Annotated in this window: 25 protein-coding genes; 5 read left to right on the top strand and 20 right to left on the bottom strand. The window is 35.8% G+C overall.

The features are described from left to right. Positions 1-38 precede the first annotated feature (38 nt). From accB to pdxA, 5 genes are all read right to left on the bottom strand, one after another. Positions 39-530, bottom strand: a complete 492-nt coding sequence (gene accB, locus BST91_RS12135) for an acetyl-CoA carboxylase biotin carboxyl carrier protein (RefSeq protein WP_042276449.1) — start codon at positions 528-530, stop codon at positions 39-41. 25 nt (positions 531-555) lie between these two features. Beyond that, complete coding sequence (locus tag BST91_RS12130; RefSeq protein ID WP_085775533.1) at positions 556-1,551, bottom strand: beta-ketoacyl-ACP synthase III; 996 nt, start codon at positions 1,549-1,551, stop codon at positions 556-558. A 153-nt stretch (positions 1,552-1,704) separates the two neighbouring features. Beyond that, positions 1,705-1,902, bottom strand: a complete 198-nt coding sequence (rpmF, locus tag BST91_RS12125) for a 50S ribosomal protein L32 (protein WP_042276454.1) — start codon at positions 1,900-1,902, stop codon at positions 1,705-1,707. 5 nt (positions 1,903-1,907) lie between these two features. Beyond that, positions 1,908-2,444 carry a YceD family protein gene (locus BST91_RS12120; protein ID WP_042276456.1) on the bottom strand — a complete coding sequence of 179 codons (537 nt, stop codon included), beginning with the start codon at positions 2,442-2,444 and terminating at the stop codon, positions 1,908-1,910. A gap of 62 nt (positions 2,445-2,506) precedes the next feature. Further along, a complete protein-coding gene (gene pdxA, locus BST91_RS12115; protein ID WP_085775532.1) occupies positions 2,507-3,556 on the bottom strand; it encodes a 4-hydroxythreonine-4-phosphate dehydrogenase PdxA in 1,050 nt (349 codons plus the stop codon). Positions 3,557-3,615: 59 nt separating this feature from the next. Between pdxA and BST91_RS12110 the strand changes: the two genes are divergently transcribed. After that, a complete protein-coding gene (locus tag BST91_RS12110; protein ID WP_085775531.1) occupies positions 3,616-4,209 on the top strand; it encodes a riboflavin synthase in 594 nt (197 codons plus the stop codon). A 7-nt stretch (positions 4,210-4,216) separates the two neighbouring features. On the opposite strand, the gene BST91_RS12105 is transcribed toward BST91_RS12110, so the two are convergent. From BST91_RS12105 to BST91_RS12095, 3 genes are all read right to left on the bottom strand, one after another. Beyond that, positions 4,217-4,414 (bottom strand): PID-CTERM protein-sorting domain-containing protein, encoded by a 198-nt coding sequence (locus tag BST91_RS12105; protein ID WP_085775530.1) that lies wholly within the window; start codon positions 4,412-4,414, stop codon positions 4,217-4,219. 229 nt (positions 4,415-4,643) lie between these two features. After that, entirely contained in the window at positions 4,644-6,266 is a 1,623-nt protein-coding gene (locus BST91_RS12100) for a S8 family peptidase (protein ID WP_085775529.1), read from the bottom strand. 3 nt (positions 6,267-6,269) lie between these two features. Continuing rightward, positions 6,270-7,130, bottom strand: a complete 861-nt coding sequence (locus BST91_RS12095) for an MBL fold metallo-hydrolase (RefSeq protein ID WP_085775528.1) — start codon at positions 7,128-7,130, stop codon at positions 6,270-6,272. 206 nt (positions 7,131-7,336) lie between these two features. Between BST91_RS12095 and BST91_RS12090 the strand changes: the two genes are divergently transcribed. Next, positions 7,337-9,187 carry a cation:proton antiporter gene (locus BST91_RS12090; RefSeq protein WP_042276471.1) on the top strand — a complete coding sequence of 617 codons (1,851 nt, stop codon included), beginning with the start codon at positions 7,337-7,339 and terminating at the stop codon, positions 9,185-9,187. 52 nt (positions 9,188-9,239) lie between these two features. Here BST91_RS12090 and lepA read toward each other — a convergent pair whose 3' ends face one another. Next, positions 9,240-11,039 carry a translation elongation factor 4 gene (gene lepA / locus BST91_RS12085; RefSeq protein WP_042276474.1) on the bottom strand — a complete coding sequence of 600 codons (1,800 nt, stop codon included), beginning with the start codon at positions 11,037-11,039 and terminating at the stop codon, positions 9,240-9,242. Positions 11,040-11,137: 98 nt separating this feature from the next. Here lepA and BST91_RS12080 point away from each other — a divergent pair, with 98 nt between their 5' ends. Continuing rightward, positions 11,138-13,552 (top strand): outer membrane beta-barrel family protein, encoded by a 2,415-nt coding sequence (locus BST91_RS12080; protein WP_085775527.1) that lies wholly within the window; start codon positions 11,138-11,140, stop codon positions 13,550-13,552. Here BST91_RS12080 and BST91_RS12075 read toward each other — a convergent pair. The 11 genes from BST91_RS12075 to panC form a co-directional block, all read right to left on the bottom strand. Next, complete coding sequence (locus BST91_RS12075) at positions 13,549-14,325, bottom strand: glycosyltransferase family 2 protein (RefSeq protein WP_085775526.1); 777 nt, start codon at positions 14,323-14,325, stop codon at positions 13,549-13,551. The two genes, BST91_RS12080 and BST91_RS12075, sit on opposite strands and share 4 nt — an antisense overlap. Next, positions 14,325-15,716, bottom strand: a complete 1,392-nt coding sequence (locus tag BST91_RS12070) for an undecaprenyl-phosphate glucose phosphotransferase (RefSeq protein WP_085775525.1) — start codon at positions 15,714-15,716, stop codon at positions 14,325-14,327. Before BST91_RS12070 ends, BST91_RS12075 begins: the two co-directional genes overlap by 1 nt. After that, positions 15,679-16,668 (bottom strand): UDP-glucuronic acid decarboxylase family protein, encoded by a 990-nt coding sequence (locus BST91_RS12065; protein WP_060523391.1) that lies wholly within the window; start codon positions 16,666-16,668, stop codon positions 15,679-15,681. The genes BST91_RS12070 and BST91_RS12065 overlap by 38 nt, the downstream gene beginning before the upstream one ends. Positions 16,669-16,707: 39 nt before the next feature. Continuing rightward, the gene (locus BST91_RS12060) at positions 16,708-17,340 is read right to left on the bottom strand and encodes a peptidoglycan DD-metalloendopeptidase family protein (protein WP_085775524.1); all 633 of its coding nucleotides are present in this window, start codon (positions 17,338-17,340) and stop codon (positions 16,708-16,710) included. A gap of 11 nt (positions 17,341-17,351) precedes the next feature. After that, positions 17,352-18,008, bottom strand: coding sequence for a CoA transferase subunit B (locus BST91_RS12055; protein WP_042276486.1), 657 nt, complete (start codon positions 18,006-18,008; stop codon positions 17,352-17,354). Positions 18,009-18,052: 44 nt separating this feature from the next. Next, positions 18,053-18,595, bottom strand: a complete 543-nt coding sequence (locus BST91_RS12050; protein ID WP_085775523.1) for a TlpA family protein disulfide reductase — start codon at positions 18,593-18,595, stop codon at positions 18,053-18,055. 10 nt (positions 18,596-18,605) lie between these two features. Beyond that, positions 18,606-19,976: a DNA repair protein RadA gene (gene radA, locus BST91_RS12045; RefSeq protein WP_085775522.1), complete on the bottom strand. Its 1,371-nt coding sequence runs from the start codon at positions 19,974-19,976 to the stop codon at positions 18,606-18,608. Then, a complete protein-coding gene (locus BST91_RS12040; RefSeq protein WP_085775521.1) occupies positions 19,976-21,142 on the bottom strand; it encodes an alpha/beta hydrolase-fold protein in 1,167 nt (388 codons plus the stop codon). The genes radA and BST91_RS12040 overlap by 1 nt, the downstream gene beginning before the upstream one ends. 41 nt (positions 21,143-21,183) lie before the next feature. Continuing rightward, complete coding sequence (locus tag BST91_RS12035; RefSeq protein ID WP_244895638.1) at positions 21,184-22,128, bottom strand: lysylphosphatidylglycerol synthase transmembrane domain-containing protein; 945 nt, start codon at positions 22,126-22,128, stop codon at positions 21,184-21,186. Between the two features lie 27 nt (positions 22,129-22,155). Further along, on the bottom strand, positions 22,156-22,506 hold the full coding sequence (gene panD, locus BST91_RS12030) for an aspartate 1-decarboxylase (RefSeq protein ID WP_042276495.1): 351 nt from the start codon (positions 22,504-22,506) through the stop codon (positions 22,156-22,158). Positions 22,507-22,572: 66 nt separating this feature from the next. Further along, positions 22,573-23,427 carry a pantoate--beta-alanine ligase gene (gene panC / locus BST91_RS12025; RefSeq protein ID WP_085775730.1) on the bottom strand — a complete coding sequence of 285 codons (855 nt, stop codon included), beginning with the start codon at positions 23,425-23,427 and terminating at the stop codon, positions 22,573-22,575. Between the two features lie 108 nt (positions 23,428-23,535). Between panC and BST91_RS12020 the strand changes: the two genes are divergently transcribed. Both BST91_RS12020 and BST91_RS12015 read left to right on the top strand, forming a co-directional pair. Further along, positions 23,536-24,363: a glycogen/starch synthase gene (locus BST91_RS12020; RefSeq protein WP_042276500.1), complete on the top strand. Its 828-nt coding sequence runs from the start codon at positions 23,536-23,538 to the stop codon at positions 24,361-24,363. Positions 24,364-24,410: 47 nt separating this feature from the next. Beyond that, positions 24,411-26,066 (top strand): DUF4270 domain-containing protein, encoded by a 1,656-nt coding sequence (locus tag BST91_RS12015; protein ID WP_085775520.1) that lies wholly within the window; start codon positions 24,411-24,413, stop codon positions 26,064-26,066. Positions 26,067-26,071: the final 5 nt, after the last annotated feature.

Here is a 26,071-nt window from a genome sequence, read left to right as displayed (position 1 = left end):
TCCATGGACACTAACACAAACAATAAATCCCTCTTAAATTAAGAAGGATCTACTAAAAATAATGGTTGATCAAACTCTACTGGAGAAGAATCGTCTACTAATACTTTTACGATAGTACCAGAAACTTCACTTTCGATTTCGTTAAATAGTTTCATTGCTTCAATGATACATAAGGTATCACCTTCTTTTATAGAGTCTCCTACTTCAACAAAAAGTGGTTTGTCTGGAGCTGGCTTTCTATAAAAAGTTCCAATAATTGGTGATTTTACTGTAATGTACTTACTGTCATCGCTAGCAGCTGCTGGTGCAGGAGCATCACTTGAAGCCGGTGCTGCTGGCGCTGCTGGTGCAACAGGTGCAGGAGCTGCTGGTTGTGGAGCTGCCATTACCGGTGCTTGTTGTACATAAGTAACAGGTTCGTCTGATTGTGTTTTAATGGTGATTTTTACATCATCCATTTCTAATTTCACCTCACTTGCGCCAGACTTTGCGACAAATTTGATTAGGTTTTGTATTTCTTTTAATTCCATAATTTAAGGGTGGTTAATTAAAGGATTAACTATCATAGGCCCAAGTAAGTAGAACTGATCCCCATGTAAAGCCACCACCAAAGGCTGCAAACACGAGATGATCTCCTTTCTTTAATTGGGATTCATATTCATATAAACACAAAGGTAAGGTAGCACTGGTTGTATTACCATACTTGTGTATGTTCATCATTACTTTTTCTTGTGGTAATTCTACTCTCCTAGCTGTGGCGTCTATAATACGTTTATTTGCTTGATGAGGAACTAACCAATCTATATCATCGTTACTTAAACCGTTTCTTTGAACTACTTGTTCTGCAACATCGGCCATACTGGAAACCGCGTACTTAAATACACTTTTCCCATCCTGAAAAACGTAATGTTGCTTATTTTCTACAGTTTCATGAGAGGCTGGAAGAATTGATCCACCTGCTTCAATTTTTAAGAATTCACGACCTATACCGTCGGTTCTTAAAATTTCATCTTTAACACCATAGCCTTCTTCATTAGGTTCAAAAAGAACCGCGCCAGCTGCATCTCCAAAGATAATGCAAGTAGCGCGGTCTTCGTAATCTATGATTGAGGACATTTTATCTGCCCCAATAAGTAATACTCGCTTATATCGACCTGATTCGATGTAACTGCTAGCTGTACTCATTCCAAAAAGAAAACTTGAACATGCCGCCATTAAATCATATGAGAAAGCATTTGTAGCTCCAATTTGTGTTGCTACATAGGCTCCTGTTGACGCAACCGGCATATCGGGTGTAGCAGAAGCTAGTAATACTAAATCAATTGTTTTAGGGTCGATACCTTTTTTTTCTATAAGGTCTTGTGCAGCTTTAATGGCCATATATGAGGTTCCTTTACCAGGTTCCTTTAGAATACGACGCTCTTTAATACCTGTACGCGTGGTGATCCACTCATCATTAGTATCTACCATTGTTTCAAGAATGGCATTTGTAAGGCGATATTCTGGCAAATAGGCACCTACACCTGTTATTGCTGCTGTTATTTTACCCATAAGTATCGTTCTAATTAGACGATTAGAGCTGCGAAAGCTACTAAAAAACAGTCTAAAACCACAAAAAATGACACATTTTTAATTGAAAATGTGTCATTTTAATAATTTTAAAATAAGTTATTGTATCGAATAACCTGTGTTAAACGATAGAGACTAAGCCTCTACTTCTTCTGTTTTGTCAATTAAAACATTACCACGGTAGTATAATTTACCTTCGTGCCAGTGAGCTCTGTGGTATAAGTGAGATTCTCCTGTTGTAGAATCTACTGCGATTTGAGGAACACTCGCTTTATAATGAGTTCTCCTTTTATCTCTTCTTGTTTTACTGATTTTTCTCTTTGGATGCGCCATGGCTATTAATTATTATCCGTTTTTAATTTTTTTAATGCGTCCCATCTGGGATCTACTTGTTCTGTCTCTTTCTCTTCTGGAGCTGCTACACTTAACTCATCAAGTTTATCTAACACTTCTGAGTCTAGTGTGCCGTCTTCAACACCTGGATGTACTCTTTTTTGAGGAATTGATAAAACAATCATCTCATATACGTACTGGCTTATATTGAATTGGTATTCACCATGAGGTAAAATTAACAACTCTATATTTTCATCGTTAAACTCCTCACCGAATTTGATTACCAAATCCATATCTACCTCAACAGGTAAATCAAAGGGTTCATTAGTCACATCACAATTAACGTTAACCACTCCATGAGCAGTTAATTTAAGATCCATAATTGTGGTTCTTTTATCTAGTACCGCAGTTACAGCAAGGGATGAGCTATTAAACTCTTCAAATCCGAAATTTTCAAAAAACGTATTATCGACCTCGTACTCAAATTGATGCTGCCCTACTTTAAGACCAGCAAACGCAATATTAAAAGCTTTGAGTTCCATAATATAGCTCTTATAAAGAGCGTGCAAAGATAATAAAAGTTATTAAAAATCAACTGTTAATATCATCTTCGTTTTTTAGATTGTATTTTTAATACGTTTGAAGTCAGTTCGTCATATTCCTTTCTAGCGTTAAAAATATCTGCAGCCATATGTACAGCAGCAGTAAAACTACTAGCATTTGCTTCATTTTTTCCTGCTATGTCAAAACCAGTTCCATGATCTGGACTGGTGCGCACATGACTTAATCCTGCTGTGTAATTAACACCTTCACAAAAGCTTAGTGTTTTAAATGGAACTAAACCTTGGTCATGATAGCTTGCCAAAATAGCGTCAAATTGTTCGTGACGTTTTTGACCAAAAAAAGAGTCGGCTGCGTAAGGACCAAATATCAAAGTACCATCATTGCGTAACTCCTCTAAAACAGGTATTAGTTGTTTTTGATCATCATCACCTATAACGCCATTATCTCCTACGTGTGGATTAATTCCTAGAACTGCAATTTTAGGTTTGGAAATTTTAAAGTCTCGTTTTAATGACTCTTTTATTGTTCCTATTTTGGTTTTAATACTTTTAGCCGTAATGTTTGACGGAACATCTTTTACTGGAACATGGTCGGTAAGCAAACCTACCTTTAATTTATCCGAAACCATAAACATTAAGCTTTCTCCTGATAGTTCCTGATTCAAATAGTCCGTATGTCCAGGAAATTTAAACTCTTCACTTTGAATGGATTCCTTATTAATAGGCGCTGTTACAAGTACGTCAATATCCCCTGACTTAAGTGCCTTGGTTGCTTCTTGAAGACTTTTAACCGCGATTTCTCCTGCTTTTTTATCTACTTTTCCCCAATCAACATGAAAAGGCTCCTTAAAAAGACGCATAACATTAATTTTACCTGGCACGACATCTTCCAAAGACTTTATCCCTTGAAATTTGGTGTTGATTTTAAAAACTTTTGCGTAGTAGGAAAACAATTTTGTACTACCAAAAATTATAGGCGTGTACATTTCTAGCATTCTATTATCTTCAAAAGCTTTTAGAATAATTTCACCACCTATTCCATTAGGATCTCCTATTGATATACCTACTTTGATATTGTCAGTTTTTACCATGTAATGCGCTATTTAAGCCGTATTTTTGAAAAAGTAAAATTAAGGTTTTTTCACAAGTTATGTTTACAGGAATTATTGAACAAACTGCACGTGTAGTTGAAGTAAAAAAAGAAGGGTCTAATATTCATTTTACATTACAATCGGATATTACAAATGAATTTAAAATTGATCAAAGCATAGCACATAATGGAGTGTGTCTCACTATTGTTGATCTAAATGAAGACTTATATACAGTTACTGCAATCGACGAAACACTTAAAAAAACCAATCTAGGCGAACTTAAAGTTGGCAACACCGTAAATATTGAACGTGCCATGCTTATGAATGCCCGTTTAGACGGACATATTGTTCAAGGTCACGTGGACCAGACTGGAACCTGTATAAATGTAGAGGAACAAGATGGGTCATGGATATTCACTTTCAGATACGACTCTGCTTTGAATAATGTGACTATTGAAAAGGGAAGTATTTGTATTAACGGCGTAAGTCTCACTGTAGTAAACTCAAAAATCAATGAGTTTTCAGTCGCTATAATACCTTATACCTATGAACACACTGGTTTTAAGGACATGAAATCAGGTGATATCGTAAATCTAGAGTTTGACGTTATAGGAAAATATGTAAAACGTTTAATGGAATTACAAAATAATTAAAAGCTTTTTAAGCTTTTGTAATTCTTCTTCTTTGTAAAACGGAGTAAATCCCTATAGCAAGTGCAGCAGCAATAAGTATTACAATACCACTATCAACTGGAACTACATCACCAACAGGTGGCGGTGGTCCCATAGGAGGCGGCGGTGGCGGTGGCGTAGGTCCACCAGTACCTGTACCAAATATTAATAATAACAAGAATTGCATAGGGGCATTTTCTTTAAGTTGCGAATATATTTATTTATCAATCTTCTCCAAAAAAAGAGCTGTAAACTTAATGTCAATTTAAACAAATTTACCGTTTATCGATTTTTTAATGTTTATTATCTATAATATTCGCTATAATTAAGTTTTAAATTTACACTACAATCTATATCAAAAAAAATGCCTCACTATATTAATGAGGCACTTTTATTAGTAATATAAAAATAGCTTCTTACATTTTTGAAGCAAGTATTAAAGCATTATAAAGGTTTGCCATTCTACCCGATTTAGTAATCTCTTTAAACGGCTTTGTTGTCTCTCTACTTCTACTTAAAGTCATGTTTGCATTTGTAGTCAATCCACTTTCCATAATAACCTGCTTCACTTGACCTGCACTCAATTTAGGAAAATAACTTCTCACTACGGCAGCAACTCCTGCGACTGCCGGAGAAGCCATAGACGTACCTTGCGCAAATCTATACTCACTATTTGGAGCAGTTGAATAGATTTTCACTCCAGGACCAAAAACATCTACACTAGATTTACCGTAATTAGAAAAACCAGCAATCATATTAGCTCCATATTCAGGACCCATTGCTCCTACAGTTAAAAAGTTGTCCGAAATTTCTTCTCCTACTCCTTGTTGGTCTTGAGGATATACTTGAGTAAAATCTGTATCAATACCTTCATTTCCAGCAGCATTTACAATAAGAACATCCTTACTAGCAGCATATTTAATTGCTTCCCATACCCATTCTGGATTAGGAGAATGATATTTCCCAAAACTTGTATTAATCACTTTAGCACCATTATCCGCAGCATATCGTATCGCCTTAGCAATGTCTTTATCGTATTCGTCAGCAGTAGATACAGCTCTTAGAACCATTATCTCTACATTTTCGGCCACTCCATTAACACCTAACCCATTATTACGCTCTGCAGCAATTATCCCAGCAACATGTGTTCCATGAAAAGCATCTTCTTTCTTTGGATCTGGACCACTATACTCATTATTTCCATAGACTGGAGTGTCCCATACATAAGGGTCATCACCTAGGATATCTTTTCTATAATTTGTCTTTAACTTAGATCCGTTTAACAAATCTGCTTGATCGTTAATAAGCTCGGTAATAGTGTCTATTGCATCTTTGTTAGACTCTAAACCTTGAGAGAACAAGAACATCATCAATTGCTTGCCTTGTTGTACAGCTTGATCTTCAGATTCAACGGTTTTTAAATCCTCTGATTTGTACACGTCTTTTCCAGTCGCTTTTTTCAACAACGGATCAACTTGATTTATTTGCTGAAGGATTTGTTCATAACGACCCTTTGCAACCTGAGCCTGTTCTAGTTTCTCGTCGTACTCCTTTTGAGCTTTAGCCACTAGATCTGCAGGTAGCTTATCCTTATCACGAACAATACGTTCATATTCTAAATTCTCATCAACAATATCTCCTAAAAAGTTCCATCCATGAACATCATCGATATAACCGTTATTATCGTCATCAATTCCATTATTTGGGATTTCATCATCATTTACCCAAATAACATCATCCAGATCCTCGTGTTCAACATCAATACCACTATCAATAACTGCAACTACAACAGTTTCACCTTTTTTCCCTTTTAGGATTTCATTATAAGCCCTATTAACACTCATTCCAGGAATAGTATCCTGTTGAAGATCGTAGTCCTTCCAATTTTTCTCTTGCTCTTCAGTAAGGGCAGTTGTCTTTATAGGAGTAGTATCAATATTTTCAATAGGTGGTGATACTATATCAAATCCACTACCACAGCTAGCTAGCATACCAGCAACGGCTGTTACCACAAGGGTATTTTTAAATGTAAACTTCATATTCTAATTATTAAAAAAGTCATTAAATGTATAAACTTGGTCCAATCGCACACCTTTATCGGTGTGTTTAACTGTAATAATCTCATTAAAAGGATCGTGTTCTAAAATGAGGTAGTAATTCTCAGTTGCGGCCTTTTGTAAAAACCTCTCTTTTTCATCAAGAGTCAGTAGTGGCCTTGTGTCGTATCCCATAACATATGGCAGAGGCAAATGTCCTGCGGTAGGCAATAAGTCGGCCATGAAAACAAATGTTTTACCATCATACTCAATATGCGGTATCATCATTTTCTCTGTATGACCATCAACAAACAAAATGTCAAAATCCATTTCATTGGCTTTCTCAAAAGTTTGATTTTGTTTTACAAACTCTAATTGACCGCTTTCTTGAATTGGTATGATATTTTCTTTTAAAAATGAGGCCTTTTCTCTAGCGTTAGGTTCAATTGCCCATTGCCAGTGTGACTCGTTGGTATAAACACGGGCATTTTTAAAAGCAGGTTCATATCCATCGTGATTACTAGCTTTTTTTATAACGCCACCACAATGATCAAAATGTAGGTGTGTCAAAAAAACATCGGTAATATCGTCTCTATTAAAACCTAGATTTTTAAGACTGGAATCTAAGTCAAATCTATGGTCCATGTAATAGTATCCAAAGAATTTTTCCGATTGCTTAGCACCCATTCCGGTATCAATTAAAGTTAACCGATCACCATTTTCAATTAACAAACATCTCGCCGCCATGTCGATCATGTTGTTTGAATCGGCTGGATTTGTGCGTTGCCATAAAGATTTAGGCACTACACCAAACATGGCACCGCCATCTAATTTAAAATTCCCAGATTCTACCTTATGTATTTTCATTGCTGCAAAATACAAAATAGGCATTGGTAATCAGTGGTCATTTATCAGTTTTTTAATAGCTAACTATGCATCATGAATCTATGTTAAAATCAATAGAGGTATATCATAATTGCACGTTAAGAATGTGGTAATTCCGCTTTCGCGAAAGCGGAACCTAAACATCTATTTAAAAAAGGTCGTAAATTGGCCCTAAAATCTATCCAAATATGCTAGAACTAGCAGGAATTATAATTTTAGGTATACTAGCGCAATGGGTTGCATGGCGTTTTAAAATACCCGCAATTTTACCCCTTATAATCATTGGACTGTTAGTAGGTCCCATCGCAACCATTTATACGGAAGATCACACGAAACTCATTCACCCCATTTGGAATGGTGATAACGGACTGTTTCCTGGAGAAAGTTTATTCTATTTTGTCTCACTAGCAATTAGTATAATTCTTTTTGAAGGTGGTTTAACCCTGAAACGAGCCGAAATTCTAAATACTGGTCCTGTTATTGGAAAACTTATATCTGTGGCTGTAATAATTACTTTTATAGGTGCTGGTGTTGCTGCTCACTATATCTTTGACTTGAGCTGGGAAATTTCACTTTTATTCAGTGCGTTGATTATTGTTACCGGTCCTACCGTTATCTCTCCTATTTTACGAAACATTCCATTGAAAAAAGATATAAGTTCTATTCTTAAATGGGAAGGAATACTCATTGATCCTATAGGAGCTCTATTTGCCGTATTGGTATTTGAATTTATAAGCACCGGATCTGGCGGGAAATTTACCATAGTGGCACTTGAAGAGTTTGGTAAAATCGTGTTGTTCGGATTTGCTTTTGGTTTTTCTTTTGCTCATGCGCTTGCCTTTGCTATCAAGAAAAAATTTATTCCACATTACTTGCTTAATGTAGTGACTCTAGCTGCTGTATTGGGCGTCTTTGTTTTGAGCGACACCTTTGCCAAAGAATCTGGTTTACTTGCCGTGGTAGTTATGGGAATGGTGATGGGTAACATTAATTTACCCAATATTAAGGAACTCCTTTACTTCAAAGAATCCCTAAGTGTTTTATTAATCTCCATCTTATTCATTTTGCTAGCAGCAAATATTAACATGGAAGATCTATACTTAATCTATACATGGAAAACTGCAGTGCTTTTTGCCATAGTTGTGCTTCTGATAAGACCTTTGGGTGTGTTTGCGAGTTCTGTCAACAGCGGACTTAAAATAAATGAAAAACTCTTCATATCATGGGTAGGTCCTCGTGGTATCGTGGCAGCTGGTATTGCATCTTTATTTGGATCAAAATTAGTTTCTCAAGGTATTGAAGGGGCAGAGTATATTACACCTCTCGTTTTTATGATCGTATTAGGAACTGTACTTCTTAATGCTACTACGGCACGTGCTTTTGCAAAAATTGTAGGAGTTTTTCTTAAGAAATCTAATGGAATTATGATAATAGGAGCCAGCAAGTTCTCAAGACTTGTGGCTGACTACTTAAAAAAACACGAACGTGCGGTTGTGCTAGTTGACAGTAATGCTAATAATGTAAGACTGGCTAAGGAAAAAGGTCTAGACGCTGTCATCGCTGATGTATATAGTGACGCTCTTACAGACGATGTTGAGTTTAATAACATTGGATTTTTGCTAGCTCTCACTGGGAACTCTCAAATTAATGAATATGCGGTTGAACGGTTCGGCAATCAATTTGGAGAGAATGGCACCTTTAGATTGGTACATGCCAATGAAATAAACAATCCTAATCAAAATCCTGAGGAAGGTTTATTTTCTCCTACCGACGATTTTATCAACATTAACGAAGTAGCTAGATATCACGGTCAGATAAGAGAAATTGAATTAAAATCTCAAGAACATTTTAATGCTCTTCTAGAAATAACAAAAACCGACTCTAATATCATTCCATTATTTATACGCAAAGGAAAGGCAATAGATGTTATACCGTCACTTAATCAAGATCTAGAAATAGATGAAGGGTCCTTGCTGGTATATCTAGGTAAAGAAATAGTAGAAACTACCACCGGTGAAGTACTACTTGAAGAAAATTAATAAAAAAACAGCGACCAATTGGTCGCTGTTTTATTTTATAAAGCATAGTGAATTAATCATTCAACTTTAATACTGCCATAAACGCCTGTTGTGGAATTTCTACATTACCTACCTGGCGCATACGCTTTTTACCTTTCTTTTGTTTTTCTAGCAACTTACGCTTACGAGAAATATCACCACCGTAACATTTTGCCGTTACATCCTTACGCAACGCTTTGATAGTTTCACGAGCAATAATTTTGGCTCCTATGGCTGCTTGTACCGGTATATCAAATTGCTGTCTAGGGATTAACTCTCTTAATTTCTCAACCATTTTCTTACCAATGGTATAAGCATTATCAAAATGCACAAGCGCACTAAGAGCATCCACCGTTTGAGAATTTAACAGAATATCTACTCGCACAAGTTTTGACTCTTTCATACCAATAGGTGCATAATCAAAACTAGCATAACCTTTACTTACTGTTTTTAATCTATCGTAGAAATCAAAAACGATTTCTGCCAACGGCATGTCAAAAACTAGTTCCACACGTTCTTGAGTAAGGTAGGTTTGATTTTTTACTTGACCACGTTTTTCAATACATAATGACATTACATTACCCACAAAGTCAGATTTTGTAATAATCGTAGCTTTAATAAATGGCTCTTCTACGCGATTAAGTGTTGATGGTTCTGGTAAATCACTAGGATTATTAACGATTACAATATCGTTAGGATTTTTGTTAGTGTAAGCGTGATAGGATACGTTAGGTACCGTAGTGATCACCGTCATATCAAACTCACGTTCTAATCGTTCTTGTATGATCTCTAAATGTAACATTCCCAAGAATCCACATCTAAAACCAAATCCTAATGCAGCACTACTTTCAGCTTGAAAGACAAGCGAGGCATCATTGAGCTGTAATTTTTCCATACTAGCTCTTAAATCCTCGTAATCTTCAGTATCTACAGGATATATACCTGCAAAAACCATAGGCTTAACATCTTCAAAACCTTCAATTGCATTCTTAGTCGGATTATCGTGATCAGTTATAGTATCACCTACCTTAACTTCCTTTGCCTCTTTAATACCTGTAATCAAGTAACCTACATCACCGCAGCTTATCTCTTTCTTAGGTTCTTGTTTCAGCTTAAGAGTTCCAATCTCATCGGCATAGTAGCTTTCACCGGTTGCAACAAACTTAATATGTTGACCTTTTTTAATACTACCATTTATAACTCTAAAGATGGTTTCCACACCTCTAAATTGATTGTATTGAGAATCAAAAATCAATGCCTGCAACGGCTCATCAGGGTTACCTACAGGAGCTGGTACACGCTCAACGATAGCGTCTAGAATCTCTTGGATTCCTATTCCTGTTTTGGCACTTGCCGGTATTACCTCTTCTGGGTCACAACCTAACAAGTCTACAATGTCGTCGGTTACTTCTTCTGGATTTGCACTAGGTAAATCAACTTTATTAAGTACAGGTATGATTTCAAGATCGTTTTCTAGTGCAAGGTAAAGGTTAGAGATCGTTTGTGCTTGAATACTTTGTGCGGCATCAACTACCAACAAAGCACCTTCACAGGCAGCAATAGATCTAGAAACTTCATAGGAAAAATCTACGTGACCAGGAGTATCTATCAGATTAAGAATATATTGCTCGCCATCTGGAGCTGTATAATTCATCTGTATTGCGTGAGATTTAATGGTAATACCACGCTCACGCTCTAGATCCATATTGTCTAATAGCTGTGCTTGAGCCTCACGCTTTGTAACAGTTTGAGTAGCATCTAACAGCCTGTCTGCCAGTGTACTTTTACCGTGGTCAATATGCGCAATAATGCAAAAATTACGTATGTTCTTCATAGTCGTTTCAATCGAGATGCAAATATAGTCGAATTTAAAGTCGGTATTTTCCTATCCCTTTTTTATTTTAGTGGTCTAAATTCCAACTGAAAAGCCTCATGAATAGATTTTTCCCTTACCTATTCTTCCTTGTTTCTTTTAGTTCGTTTGCACAGCACGAGCTTACAGCAAGACTCATCGATGAAAAGAATGAATCCCTGCCCTATCTAAATAGTATTCTTTACAAAATGCCAGACAGTACGTTTTATCAAGGTACAAGCAGTGACGATCTGGGTAAAGTCCTTTTTAAGAACATAGAAGATGGTGAATATACGATGGTGGTTACAGGTGTAGGTTATGTTACGCTTTCTCGAAAGCTTACCATTAACAGCAATCAAAATCTAGGTGACCTTATAGTCCAAGAGCAAATTGAATCCATGGATGCGGTCACTGTCACGGCCAAAAGACCTACTGTAACTAAGAAAGCGGATAGGCTCATTTTTAATGTAGAAAATACCAGTCTGAGTAATACTGATGCATTGACCATATTACGCAGTTCGCCTGGTGTTTTTAAACAAAACAACTCTTATATAGTTAAAGGACAGGCTGCTCAAATTTATATTAATAATAAAAGAGTATACCTAACCGATGATGAGCTCAATCAATTACTAGCTGGCTATAGTGGTGATAATGTCAAAAATGTAGAGGTCATTACCAATCCACCAGCAAGTTACGATGCCGAAGGTGGAACAGTCATCAATATTAACACTAGTAAAGGAATCTCATTAGGTTACAAGGGTAATGTAATGGGTAGTTATACCATCGACGAGCTTGCCAAATACAAAATAGGTACTTCACATTTTTATAAAAATAATTGGGTAAATATATATGCTAACTACAGTTACAACCCAAGAGAAGATCTTTATATAGAAGAAAACGAAATAGGCTTTTTTAATCCTGATGGTACTAGATCGCAACGCTGGTTCACTGATTATAATAATGTGAATGAAAGTGATGCTCACAGCCTGAATACTGTTATAGATTTTAGTTTAAGTAGTAAAAGCTACCTAAGTGTTTCTGGAAATATTAACGTTAACAACAATCAAGATGGTAATGCTTTTACACGCACATTAATTCTTCAAGATGGTGATACCGATTTTTCAGGCTTAGAAACTAACGGTATCAATGAACGAGACGCAACAACTGGTTTTGTGAATGCCGACTACAACTATTATGCAGATAATGGGAATGTCCTCAGGCTTTATGGAAATCATGTATTTACCAATAAAGACAACTATCAGGATGTTTTTACTAGATTTTTTGACACTCAAAATAATACCACTGGAAGTAATAGTTTTTTGTCGGACATAGATCTTGATGTGGCTATTTACACAGCTGGGATAGATTATCAATTCGCATTAGGCGAATACCAATTTAGTACTGGAGCAAAGTATAATCAAATTGATTCACAAACCGTACAGGATTTCTTTGATTCAAATGGAACTTCACCGATTATTGTTCCTGCTAACTCGGATAACTATGCCTATGATGAAAAAATCATTGCTTTCTACGGACAAATGGAACGCAATTGGGAAAAATGGTTTCTGACCGCTGGACTACGAGCTGAGCAAACTGATATTACAGGTGATTCAAGAAGTCTAGGAATAGTGAATACTCAAAACTATCTTTCATGGTTTCCCACGGCATCATTAGGACATTCGCTTGATGAAAGCAACACACTTACATTAAGTTACAAAAGAAGCATTGAAAGACCACGTTATGAGAGTCTAAATCCCTATAGGATTTTTGTAAATGAAACCAATTTTAATTCTGGTAATCCTAATTTAATGCCTTCATTCAACAATAAATATAGTGTTGCATGGAATCATAACGACACCTGGTTTTTTGACGCTTATTATTTGTATTCAAAGGACTTACTTTCTATTCTACCTTTTCAAGATAATAATGCAAACAATTTAAATTTTCAAAATGCTAATTTGAACTACGAGCTACAATATAGTCTAGATATTGAAACCTTTCAATACCCAACTGATTCTTGGTTGCTTGCACTTTCTGCTAGTTTCTTTTATTTAGAAAACGAATTTGTTGCAGTACAGTCCGGCGGTGTAGACCAAAAGCAGGACGTGACAGGAGTTTATCTCTCTAGCTTTAGTAGATTTAGCCTTTCAGAAGATCGTACCTGGTCTTTGGATGCCGAGCTAAATTATGTAAGTGATATTTTATTTGGTTCGTTTAGAATGCAAAATATGATCGTGAGTAACTTTGCCATAAACAAATCGTTATGGAACCGTAGAGCAAATCTTAGGATTGCATATAATGATGTCTTTAGAGGTCAAAACAGATTAATGGAGTCTATTTATGGTAATCAAGATGTAGGCGTTACTTATTTACCAGAGACTAATACCTTTAGTGTTGCATTCACTTACAATTTTGGAAATTATGGTCTAAGAAACAATGAAGTAGAAGAACCTGAAGAGAAAGAACGTACAAAACAACAATCTCTAGGACTTTAATCCAGTTTTTTAATCAAGGCTTTCTTGATAAACCATTGCTCGTAAATAAAAAGCACCATGGACCAACAGCTTTTTAAAAAAGAGTAATTAAGGTGGTTGCGATATACAGCATAGTTATATTTAATCAGACTACTTTTTCGTGAACTCAACCCATTGCCTGCTCTATAACTGGCAATGGGTTTTTCTATACCGATAGCTGTGCCCGATAGTTTAATCACATCCAACCACATGGCCCAATCTTGTCTTTTACGTAATGAAGACACGACAACCTTTCCTATTTTATGGGTATCGTAAATTCCTGTCAAATTCCCTACATAGTTTGCTCGTAGTAACTTTTTATAAGTTAGTGAATTGAAAACCTTTTGAAGGTATTTAGGCTCACTCGCATTTTCTGTGAATATCTCATAAGCACCATAGGACATCGCTACTTGTGACAGTCTCATTTGTTCGATTTGCAAGGAGAGTTTATAGGGTTTCCAAAGATCATCGGCATCTAAAAAGGCAATATATCTACCCTTTGCTAGCTCGACTGCCCGATTACGAGTAAAACCAGCCCCTTTGTTTTCTTTATTTTCTTGAATTATAAAACTTATTCCTTGAGAAGAATTTTTTGTAGAATACGCTTTCGCGAAAGCGTGACTATCATCAACACTGCAGTCGTCAATAATAATTAATTCAATAGGCCGGTAGTCTTGAATTAAAACGCTATCTAGGGTTTCTCCTAATGTATCCTGGTTATTGTAAGTTGGTATTATAACACTTACTAAATCCATTAATATGCCTTTTCCTCACCCTTAAACACGTTGGTGATTGTTTTAATTATAATCTTGATGTCCAAATTAATATTCCAGTTCTCAATGTAGTAAATGTCATTACGCACGCGACCTTTAATATCGTCTTCTGTTTCTACCTCACCGCGATATCCACTTACCTGTGCTAGTCCTGTTATTCCTGGCTTCACAAAATGACGCACCATGAATTTATCGATACGTTCGGCATACATGTGTGTGTGACTAACCATATGAGGTCTAGGACCTACCACACTCATGGAGCCTAGTAACACATTAAAAAATTGAGGTAATTCGTCAATGCTCGTTTTCCTTAAAAACCTACCAATTTTGGTTATTCGTTGATCGCCTCGTGTTACTTGTTCTAGGTGTGCCTTGTTGTTAGGAACCATGGATCTAAACTTAAAACAAGTGAATTCTTTATAGTCCAAACCGTTACGCTTTTGCGTAAAAAAGACAGGTCCCTTGGATTCTAGTTTGATAATCAAGGCTATTAAAGGTGTTAACCATGACATTAAAAAAACAATAACAAATAAAGAAAAAAGAATGTCAAAGGCTCGTTTTATAAATTGATTACCAAAATCATCTAAAGGTATTTGACGTAGGGATATTATTGGTGTACGACCGTAGTACTCATAATGTAATTGCCTAGAAAGTGGCATATCAGTATCGGGTATGAATTTAAGTGTCCTTAAATTATTGTCAACAAATTCAGTAAGATCTATGAGATCTTCATTTTTAAGTTCTCTAACTGAACAAAAGATTTCGTCTATTTGATTGTCTAAAACATATTCTTGAAATTCCTGCATGGAAAACTCGCTAGAACTTGTGTCAATAATATTTTGAGTGCGATAACCGTAATCCTTGTGCTTATTAAAAAAACTTGATAACTGCTTAGTATCCTTGTTGACTCCTAGTAGTACTACATTTCTAAAATTACCGCCTAAAACCGACCTATAATGTTTTAAAATATAGAACAAACTTATTTTTATTACCGAGATTGTTCCCATAGTCCACAGTAGGTATTTGGAAACAATCATGGTATTGTTATTTATCTCATAATAAAAGCCAAAGAAGGCAAATACCATAAATGCAAAAACCACAGCTTGTTTAACCAGTCTACCTAGAAGAGTGATTATATCAGTATTGCGTTGAGTTTTATAAAAATCAAACTGCATGGATACAAGCACCCAGCAAATACCAATAAAAATTCCATAGGTAAGCACGTCAAAGGAGCTCGCAAAAAAATGTGATGCGAATATGACAATCAAACTTAAATCAATGAGGTACGATAATGGCCTTATAAACCCAGAATACCGTTGATCTCTATAAGTGATTTTATCTTCGGTTATGTTGTGTAAAGTCTTTGTGCTCACGTTTATCTAATTCTTCTGGAGATAACGTTTTAAAATACTCAAAAGTACGTCGCATCCCTTCTTCTCTTGAAACTTGTGGTTCCCAGTTTAATATTTCTTTGGCAAGTGAAATATCAGGTTTACGCTTCATAGGATCATCTTGTGGTAAGTCCTTATAAATCACCTTTTGATCAGTACCTGTTAATTTAATTATTTCTTGTGCAAAATCACTTATCGATATTTCATTGGGGTTACCAATGTTTACTGGCATGGGATAGTCGCTCATTAATAACCTAAAAATACCTTCTACCTGATCATCTACATAACAAAAAGACCTGGTTTGTGATCCATCTCCAAAAACAGTGAGATCCTCGCCACGCAGCGCTTGCCCCATAAAAGCAGGAATTACCCTACCATCATTAAGTCTCATACGAGGTCCATAGGTATTAAAAATGCGTACAATTCTAGTTTCTAATCCATGAAACCTGTGGTAAGCCATCGTTATAGACTCTTGAAACCTTTTTGCTTCATCATATACGCCACGAGGACCTATTGTGTTTACGTTACCATAATAATCTTCTGCTTGTGGATGAACAAGAGGATCACCGTAAACCTCACTAGTACTAGCGATAAGCAACCTAGCTTTTTTATTTTTGGCTAGACCAAGTAGGTTGTGAGTTCCTAGCGATCCTACCTTTAAGGTTTGTATAGGGATTTTAAGATAATCAATAGGACTAGCCGGGCTCGCAAAATGTAGAATATAATCTAAATCTCCTGCAACATGGACGTACTTTGAAACATCATGGTGAAAAAATTCAAATTGTTCTAGTGGAAATAAATGCTCTATATTTTTAAGATCTCCTGTAATCAGGTTATCCATTCCAATAACATGAAAGCCTTCTTTTATAAATCTATCACATAGATGAGACCCTAAAAATCCCGCTGCTCCTGTTATAAGTACGCGCTTTTTCATAGATGAGGTTGTAGCAGCAAATATAAGTAAATACCCTACTTACTCGAGAAATGACATAGGATCTAATACTATATCCTTATACTGTTCAAGCTCCTCTTTAGCGGCTACTCCTGGAAAATCTCCTTGATATCCTTTCATATCTGTCATTACTTGAAAATGTAAATGCGGACTATAACCACCATTTTCTTGAGGTGTTCCTAAATGAGCTATTATTTCGCTTTCGCGAAAGCGATATCCAACTTCCCACTTGTTTACATCATCCAAACTCAAGTGACCATAAAGTGTATATATCGTTTTTCCTTCAATATCGTGTTGCAAGATCAATGTAGGACCATAATTTCCAGGATCACTATTGTGCGCATAACTGTGAACTACACCATCATACATTGCATGAACAGTGGTTCCTGCTGGCGCCCATATGTCTACTCCTAGATGAATGTCACGTACAATTCCTTTATTGAATCTTTCATTTTTTTGATAAAGAGCTCGCTGTTCTAAGTAGCCACCTATGGCCATAAAAGCGCCGTGAGATTGACGCTGTTGCTCGATATACTCATGACACACCGATATGTCGGCCACATCATTACGCTTCCAAAAAGGATTATTGATTGAAAGGTCAAGAGGGAAATAACCTTTTTGTGACAATTGTGGATCAAGCAAATGTCTTTTCATAGGAGCTTTACTTATAAGGACATTTCAGGAATATCACCTTCAACGATAAGAGTACCTTCAGTTGCTGCTTTTATATCGTCTACAGAGACGCCTGGAGCTCTTTCTAGTAATTTAAAGCCATCATCAGTAACCTCGAGCACAGCAAGATTGGTAACCACTTTATTAATACAGTTTACACCGGTAAGAGGTAATGAACATTTTTTAAGAAGTTTACTATCACCAGCACGGTTTGTATGCATCATAGCTACAATAATATTTTCGGCACTAGCAACTAGATCCATGGCACCACCCATTCCTTTTACCATCTTACCTGGAATTTTCCAATTTGCTATATCACCGTTCTCGGCTACTTCCATAGCTCCTAGTATCGTTAAATCAACGTGCTGTCCACGTATCATCCCAAAACTTGTTGCGCTATCAAAAAAACTGGCTCCAGGTAAAGTTGTAATAGTTTGTTTACCTGCATTAATTACATCAGCATCTTCATCTCCTTCAAAAGGAAATGGTCCCATTCCTAACACACCATTTTCAGATTGAAATTCAACCTGAACACCTTCAGGAATATAATTTGCAACTAGGGTAGGAATTCCAATCCCTAGATTGACGTAGTAACCGTCTTGTAGTTCTTGAGCGATTCTTTTTGCAATTCCTGTTTTATCTAGACTCATGGTGTGTTTTGTTTACGTGATATGCTATCAAAGATAAATAGTTTTTAAAGAGCTAAAAAACTATTTATGGTAGTTTCTAATGAAGGTTGACTAGGTCTTGCAGCATTGTTATCTACCAGTCTACCATTTTTATCAAAAAGCATATATCTAGGTATGCGACTCACATCATTTTTTTGGAACAAGGCGGCTTTTGGATAATTTTTTGCATGAAAAGAATATTCATTAATATCATATTGTTGAATTCCTTGTTTCCATCTTTCCTCTGCTTGATCGATGGATATGTAAGCAAATACAACTTCCTTACCTGCGAACTTTTCTTTAAGTTTTTTGGCGTGAGGAAATTGAGCTTTACAAGGTCCACACCAGCTTGCCCAAATATCTAGATAAACTACTTTGCCACGGTTTTTCTCTAGAAAATTTTCCCAATTATCGTAAGTCCCATCAACAGTTGACAAATGAACTACATCATTACTGCTAATGTCCACTTCACTTACCTTTCTGGGTTTCTCTGTCTTTTCTATGGTTTTACTCTCATTACAAGAGGTAGTGATCAATAACAAACAAATTATAATAGATAAATATTTCATTTTTTAAGTTTTACGCAAAAAGGTATCTAACTAAGTCTTCAATTTTTGAAAAGGCAACAACCTGAGCAGTAGAGTTTTTAAAATTTTGTTTGGCTGATGCAATACAAATTCTTTCAAAGCCTAATTTACCAGCTTCATTAATACGTTGCTCCATTCTACTAGCTGTTCTTATTTCTCCGCCCAGACCAACCTCAGCACTGAAACAGTGTTTGGGATTGAGTGCTATATCAAAATTTGATGATAATATAGCTGCAACCACTGCAAGGTCGATTGCTGGATCATCAACATTAATACCACCAGTAATGTTTAAAAAAACATCCTTTTGTCCTAATTTGAATCCTGCCCTTTTTTCTAGGACTGCTAGTATCATATTAAGACGTTTTAAATTATAACCCGTTGCACTGCGTTGTGGTGTTCCATAAACAGCCGTACTTACTAGTGCTTGAACCTCGATCATAAGTGGTCGCATACCTTCCATTGTTGCTGCAATTGCGGTTCCACTAATTTCAAGATCTTTGTTTGCGATTAATATTTCACTAGGATTAGTTACTTCACGCAATCCGTGGCCTAACATTTCATAAATGCCTATCTCATGCGTGCTACCAAAACGGTTTTTAAGAGCTCGTAAAATTCTATACGTATGATTGCGATCTCCTTCAAATTGTAGCACGGTGTCTACCATGTGCTCAAGAATTTTAGGCCCAGCAATGTGACCATCTTTTGTAATGTGGCCTATTACAATAACGGGAGTAGCTGTTTGTTTAGCAAATTTTATTAATTCACCTGTACATTCTCTTATTTGTGAAACACTACCTGCGGTACTTTCTATGTGTTGTGTTTGTAAAGTTTGAATTGAATCGATTATTAAAACATCAGGCTCAATATCACTTACTTGTTTAAAAATGTTTTGAGTCTTCGTCTCAGTGAGTATGTAGCAATTTTCGGCGTTTTTGTTAATACGATCTGCTCGCATTTTTATTTGTTGTGCACTTTCCTCACCACTTACATACAAAGTTTTAAAAGGCAAATTCAAACACACTTGCAACAATAGTGTTGATTTACCTATACCTGGTTCACCACCTAGCAAGGTAACCGATCCAGGAACCAATCCACCACCTAGCACTCTATTGAATTCTAGATTAGTAGTATCCAATCGTGGACTTTCTTGAGCATTTATTTCGGAAATGCGTTGAGGTTTTGAATTGCGCTTTCGCGAAAGCGTACCTGGCACATTACCTGTTTGCCAACTAGGAGCTTGCTCTTTTTGAACTACTTCTTCTACTAAAGAATCCCACTTTTTACAGGTGGTGCATTGTCCTTGCCATTTTGCGTACTGGGCACCACAATTTTGACAGTACCACGTTGTCTTTACTTTTGCCATTATTCTTTAGCTTGTAAGGCTTCTACCTTATCTAAACAATCATCCTTTGTTAAACCTACAGCCTCTTCTAATATATAGGCCTGTTCAAAAGATTTGATCGCACGACCATATCTACCTATACCTTCGTATCCCATTCCTTCTATAAACTTGCCGTACATAATATCTGGATATTCCTTATCAACAATGGTTGCCATGTCGAGTAATTGTTCCCAGTCTTTTTCTCTAATAATATATTCTGACATAGTTACGAGGTCCTTTAATCTCAATTTCATATCTATGCCATACACTTTTTTCACATATTCATATTTGTCCAGCAAAGTTTGTACGGCTGTTTTCATATCAGCAGTACGATTTGCACTTTCTTTAGAGGTATCCTGGGCAAGATTGGAATTTAATAGTTGCTCACCTTCTACCAATTGGTATTCATTAAATATGAAATCCAATCCACGTGGTATAGCTTGCGCTGCAACGTTATAAAAATTAGTTTCTTCAATACTTTCATGCTTCAACTTCACATTCTCTTTAGTAGAAAACAGAGAATCTGTTTGTTCAGAGAACAGCTCGCTGGCGACATTTTTTTGTGCGCTGGTAGCTACATAAAAATAATTGTACTCATCCAGACTAGATATTTTGTTAACTAGATTCTCTTGAATAATCGTAGTGTAATCCGGTTCTATTTGTAAAAAAGCATCTATAGCCACTTTTTTACGCATGAGAAAGAAGCTCGCAAGATTTGCATTTATATCCTTTGCCACTAGAACGGTAAATGGTGCAACTCGATATTCTTTTTGCATGGTCGTCACAAGTTCCATAATAAAATCCATGTAACGTTGAGCTTGCTCCTCGGGAAAACCTGATTCGACGTTGATAGCTGTATCATCGTACCGGCTTTTACGTTGATTTATTCCTATTACAAAGGATTCGGGCATTTGATCCCAATAAGACAAATAATCCACTACTCCTGAAACGGGTTCAAAAAGATAATCACCATCTAAGACTAGGATTAATGGATAAGTTTTTTCTTGGTTACTATTGTAGTTACGTGGTTTAAGAATTTTTACGTTGCGTTCTTCTCCTAAAACATCGCTAGGAAATGACCTGTACAATGCTTGTGAATACGTGGTTAAACAGGACAGAAAAGCAAACGCAATAACAATATTTTTCATCTCCGTTTTTTGAGATGCTGAATTTAAGAAAAATGAAGAGATTATTTTTTTAAACTCAATAATATGAAGGAAATTAATCCGTACACTAGAACCAGTGCTGTTTGTGATAGCCACAATATCCAGCCCAATGAAGTTCCTACCGTTTCTGGTACATGAAACAATAATAACACCTGAGCAATCAAAAAAGGATAAGCTCCAAATCCTCCATTTGTAAACGCTACTGCAAAACTACCTGCTACAAAGGCTGCTAATATAGCAGCAACAGCAAATGTTCCCTCATATGAAATTGCAAATACACTCACGTAAAACATGGCTAGGTACATGAACCAGATAAAAAAAGTATGTATTAAATACAGCCACTTTTTTTTCATTGTCCAAATGGTTGAAAAGCCTTCTTTCATACCTTTTAAAAAGTCAAGTACTTTTCGGTACAATCCTAACCTTTTGATTAAAAATATTCCCAGTATTATTACTGAGATTACTATTGCTAAGTATAAAAATAGTTGTGATGAGTTCGCTTTCGCGAAAGCGGACTTAAAACCACCAATAAAGTATTCTAAAAAGACGTCCTGTGATAGTAATAAAGCTATGGCGGTTATTAGTAGTAAGATACCAAAATCCAGCACACGTTCTGCAACTATAGTACCTATTGCTTTATTAACAGGTATACCATGGTTGCGATTTACAACTATCGCTCTAGATAATTCACCGCTACGTGGAATAAAAATATTCATAGCATACCCTATTCCAATTGCAGTAATATTTGTCAAAAATGTAGGTGGTTTTCCAAACTGGGATAGCATGTAATTCCATCTCCAAGCTCTAGACAAATGACTGAGTAAAGCTAGAATTAAACCAACTATAACATAGTAATAATTTGCACCTTTAATTTGTGCATATATTTGTTCTAACTGCTCGTTTGTGAACTGATTATATGAATAATAAATGAGCCATGCACCTATAAATAAAGGCAAGCCTATTTTCAAAAATTTAATCAGATTGTTTTTCAAAGATTAGGTGAGCAAGTTGTTCTCCTCATTAGGAAATAAAAGAGATGGTTTAAAACTGCGAGCTTCTTCCATGGTCATTTGTGCGTAGGTAATTAAGATAAGAACATCACCTGGAGAGACTAATCTAGCAGCAGCACCATTAAGTGTGATTTCTCCACTTCCTCTAGGACCAGGTATTGCATATGTTTCTAGCCTATGCCCGTTGTTGTTATTTACTATTTGAACTTTTTCACCTTCTACAATATTTGCACCGTCCATTAAATCTTCATCAATGGTGATACTGCCTATGTAATTAAGATCTGCTCCTGTGACCTTAACACGGTGAATTTTTGATTTGACAACTGTAATTAACATGGTGCAAAGATACGATTAAGTAATAATTAGATTAACATATAGTCTAACAGACTTTTAAAAAATGATTTACAAATCTAATGCCAGATTATCTATAAGTCTTACACCTTCAACGTGCACTACTATAAACGCCCTTAAAGCAGTGTTTTTTGATTTACGAATTGCAGGTTTTAAATCTCTTTCTCGATTTATAGTAAAATACTCTAATTCAAAATTCTCTAGATTCTCAAAAATATTATTCACCATGTTGATGGTGGATGAAATACTGTTATTTTTTAAATAATCATTTGCACGTTGCAAAGTTTGAAAAATCACTTGTGATTCATGTCTAGCATGTGAGCTTAACCTTTCATTACGACTACTCATTGCAAGACCATTTGGCTCTCGTTTAATAGGACAGCCAACAACCTTTACATTGAGTTTCAATTTTTGCACCAATTTTTTCACAATTTGGAGCTGCTGGAAATCTTTTTCACCAAAATAAGCTTTGTCTGGTGACACCACTTTAAATAAAAATTCTAGTATAGTTCCAACACCATCAAAATGACCTGGCCTATTTGCGCCTTCCATTACTTTCTCTAATCCATCGTATTGGTAAGATTTTGAATGTACATTTTCCCCATACACATCCTGCACACTAGGTGTGTAAACTAAAATAGTAGCATCATTAAACTCTTTCTTGATTAATGCGTAATCTTTTTCAATCGTCCTAGGGTATTTCTCTAAATCATCTTGATTGTTAAATTGAGTAGGGTTTACAAATATGGAAACCACAAGGACATCATTTTCATTAACTGCCTGTTGCATAAGAGATAAGTGTCCCTTGTGTAATGCTCCCATTGTAGGGACAAAACCAATGGTTTTATTCTCTAGCTGTATTGATTTGAGTTGTTTTTTAAGGCTGTTGTGAGTTTTAACAATCATAGTACTTAACAATCATTAGCAGTTGTTATACAAGGGTTTTGACGCAAAAGTGGTTAAAAATGCTTATTTTTGCATCTTGCTAAATGTAAGGCTACAATAATACAATATATGAAGGAAAAAAGAGTACTGTACGTATCTTCAGAAGTAATTCCCTACTTACCAGAAACCGAAGCATCTTCAATGTCTTATTTTTCACCTAAGATGGTTAATGATCGAGGTGGACAAATACGCATATTCATGCCAAGATTCGGTAATATCAATGAGCGTAGACACCAACTGCATGAAGTAATACGTTTAAGTGGAATGAATCTTATCATTAATGACCTAGACATGCCATTGATTATTAAGGTTGCTTCTATCCCAAAGGAACGTATGCAAGTTTATTTTATCGATAATGAAGAATACTTTAAACGTAAAGCAACTCTTACGGATGAAGACGGAAATCTGTTTCCTGATAACGATGAAAGAGCCATTTTCTTTGCCAAAGGAGTTATAGAAACTGTGAAGAAATTGAATTGGGCACCAGACATTATACACGTTCATGGTTGGATGGCTGGAATGTTACCCTTATACCTAAAGAACTACTACGGGAACGACCCATTATTTGAAGATAGTAAAATTGTTACCTCGGTATACAATCAATCATTTGATGGTTCGTTAGATAATGAAATGATAGATAAGTTAAGGTTTGATGCATTGGATGAAGAAGCACTAGAGTTTCTTGAAGAACCTACTTATGATAATATCATGAAAACATCATTAAAATACAGTGATGCCATTATTAAAGGTAGTGAAGAACTAAGTCCAGAAATAGAATCTTTTGTTAATTCATTAGATAGACCAGTATTGGAATATCATGCACCTGATTCATTTGCTGACGCTTATGAGAACTTCTATCTTAATGATGTTCTAACTGAAGAAAAAGAAGAAGCTTAATTGCACATGAAAAAATTGCTTTACGATTAACAACCCTTCTTGTCGGGATGTTATGTATCCTATCTTGTGACCAAGATCCTACAACAATTGGTCAAGATCTTATTGGGGTGGATCCTAATGACATTATAAAAGAAACAGAATTTGAAGTAACTGCTTATTCACAACGACTAGACGCTGTTCAAACGGGTCGTCAAATTGTGAGCACAGCAGATAGACCTCATGTCTTAGGTATTTATGACGATCCTATTTATGGTCGAACTGAATACAGTTTTGTAAGTCAATTATCGTTGCCTTTTGCAAATCCAGATTTTGGAGGAAATGATACAGATCCAAGTATTCCAGAACCTATAATAGAAAGTGTAAGTATAGAGATTCCGTATTACTCTAGAGTAACGGGAATTGATGAATCAACAACATTATATGAAAACGACTCGTTGTACAACGAAATTGCACCATATAAACTAGAGGTATTTAGGAATAATTACTTTTTAAATAATATTAATCCTCAAGACTTAAGCACAGAACAAGATTATTACAGTGATCAAAAGAATCTAATTGAAAACTCGTTGGATCCAAATCCAATTTATTCGATTACTACTTTTCAACCTAGTTCCGAAGAAATTCAACTCGTTGATGAAGATGGAGAAATAACAGAAAGATTAACTCCAAGATTAAGAATATTCGAAAATACACCTTTATCATGCTCTGGTTGTGATGATCCCGATATCCAAAACAATTATACTATTACAGGACCAGTTCCCGAATTGGTTCAATATTTTTACGACACAATTATAAGTCAAGAAGGGAACTCTACTCTTTCAAGTGATTCAAATTTCCAAAATTATTTTAGAGGACTATATTTTAAAGTTACACCTTCAGCATCAGGAGGAAATTCAGTCATTTTAAATCTAGCTAATGCCAACGTTAATATGAAGGTTTTAGTTTTTAATAAAGACACCTCAGATCTCGATGGCGATGGTGATTTTGAAGAAATAATATCTATAAGTAGTAACTTTAGATTCGGATTTGGCCCTAGAATTGTCCAGTTTATTGATCAGGAAATCTCTGCCAACGTAGAAAGTGAGATTTCATCAAATTCAAACTCCATTACTGGTGCTGAGCGATTATTTTTAAAAGGAGGCCCAGGATCCGTTGCTTTAGTTGAATTATTTGAAAATCAAACTGAATTTGAAGATTTTATATCGAATAATTGGCTTATAAATGAAGCATATCTTGATTTATATGTTGATCAAAGTAAATTCACTGGTATTGACGGTGAAGCAGAACCAGAAAGAATCTTTGTATATAATGCAAGGACTGGAGAAGTATTAGCAGACTATAACCTGGGATCAAGTTCAAGTGGTGCGGTAAATTCAAATACTATTCACCTTGGAAGATTGGAAAGAGAAGTTGAGGACGATTTGAACTCACGTGGGATAAAATATAGAATTAGGTTAACTAATTATTTAAACACCTTAATCGGACTAGATAACCCTACTAACGACCCCTTAGCGGTGGTAGTTTCTCAAAATGTAAATGTAATCGCAGGTCAAAGAATTAAAGATGCTACAGATTCTATTGAATTAGAAAATGTACCTTTGTCGACCGTAATCGCTCCTGAAGGTACTGTACTTCATGGTAATCTTTCTGCAGATCCTGATAAGCGATTACAACTTAAAGTTTTTTATACAGAAACAAACTAACCTAT

The sequence above is a fragment of the Nonlabens tegetincola genome (assembly GCF_002117085.1).
Classification (GTDB): Bacteria; Bacteroidota; Bacteroidia; order Flavobacteriales; family Flavobacteriaceae; genus Nonlabens; species Nonlabens tegetincola.
The sequence above is the reverse complement of the archived record's forward strand: the minus strand, read 5'-3'. Positions and strand labels throughout refer to the sequence as shown.

Bases quoted from the DNA above. Each gene is read 5' to 3' on its own strand.
- panC (WP_085775730.1), bottom strand. From the start codon at position 23,427: ATGATTGTTAAAACTCACAACAGCCTTAAAAAACAACTCAAATCAATA.
- pdxA (WP_085775532.1), bottom strand. From the start codon at position 3,556: ATGGTAAAAACTGACAATATCAAAGTAGGTATATCAATAGGAGATCCT.
- BST91_RS12060 (WP_085775524.1), bottom strand. From the start codon at position 17,340: ATGAAAAGACATTTGCTTGATCCACAATTGTCACAAAAAGGTTATTTC.
- radA (WP_085775522.1), bottom strand. From the start codon at position 19,976: ATGGCAAAAGTAAAGACAACGTGGTACTGTCAAAATTGTGGTGCCCAG.
- BST91_RS12080 (WP_085775527.1), top strand. From the start codon at position 11,138: ATGAATAGATTTTTCCCTTACCTATTCTTCCTTGTTTCTTTTAGTTCG.
- BST91_RS12120 (WP_042276456.1), bottom strand. From the start codon at position 2,444: ATGGAACTCAAAGCTTTTAATATTGCGTTTGCTGGTCTTAAAGTAGGG.
- lepA (WP_042276474.1), bottom strand. From the start codon at position 11,039: ATGAAGAACATACGTAATTTTTGCATTATTGCGCATATTGACCACGGT.
- BST91_RS12130 (WP_085775533.1), bottom strand. From the start codon at position 1,551: ATGGGTAAAATAACAGCAGCAATAACAGGTGTAGGTGCCTATTTGCCA.
- BST91_RS12040 (WP_085775521.1), bottom strand. From the start codon at position 21,142: ATGAAAAATATTGTTATTGCGTTTGCTTTTCTGTCCTGTTTAACCACG.
- BST91_RS12075 (WP_085775526.1), bottom strand. From the start codon at position 14,325: ATGGATTTAGTAAGTGTTATAATACCAACTTACAATAACCAGGATACA.
- BST91_RS12015 (WP_085775520.1), top strand. From the start codon at position 24,411: ATGTTATGTATCCTATCTTGTGACCAAGATCCTACAACAATTGGTCAA.
- accB (WP_042276449.1), bottom strand. From the start codon at position 530: ATGGAATTAAAAGAAATACAAAACCTAATCAAATTTGTCGCAAAGTCT.
- BST91_RS12105 (WP_085775530.1), bottom strand. From the start codon at position 4,414: ATGCAATTCTTGTTATTATTAATATTTGGTACAGGTACTGGTGGACCT.
- panD (WP_042276495.1), bottom strand. From the start codon at position 22,506: ATGTTAATTACAGTTGTCAAATCAAAAATTCACCGTGTTAAGGTCACA.
- rpmF (WP_042276454.1), bottom strand. From the start codon at position 1,902: ATGGCGCATCCAAAGAGAAAAATCAGTAAAACAAGAAGAGATAAAAGG.
- BST91_RS12050 (WP_085775523.1), bottom strand. From the start codon at position 18,595: ATGAAATATTTATCTATTATAATTTGTTTGTTATTGATCACTACCTCT.
- BST91_RS12065 (WP_060523391.1), bottom strand. From the start codon at position 16,668: ATGAAAAAGCGCGTACTTATAACAGGAGCAGCGGGATTTTTAGGGTCT.
- BST91_RS12100 (WP_085775529.1), bottom strand. From the start codon at position 6,266: ATGAAGTTTACATTTAAAAATACCCTTGTGGTAACAGCCGTTGCTGGT.
- BST91_RS12055 (WP_042276486.1), bottom strand. From the start codon at position 18,008: ATGAGTCTAGATAAAACAGGAATTGCAAAAAGAATCGCTCAAGAACTA.
- BST91_RS12020 (WP_042276500.1), top strand. From the start codon at position 23,536: ATGAAGGAAAAAAGAGTACTGTACGTATCTTCAGAAGTAATTCCCTAC.
- BST91_RS12110 (WP_085775531.1), top strand. From the start codon at position 3,616: ATGTTTACAGGAATTATTGAACAAACTGCACGTGTAGTTGAAGTAAAA.
- BST91_RS12095 (WP_085775528.1), bottom strand. From the start codon at position 7,130: ATGAAAATACATAAGGTAGAATCTGGGAATTTTAAATTAGATGGCGGT.
- BST91_RS12090 (WP_042276471.1), top strand. From the start codon at position 7,337: ATGCTAGAACTAGCAGGAATTATAATTTTAGGTATACTAGCGCAATGG.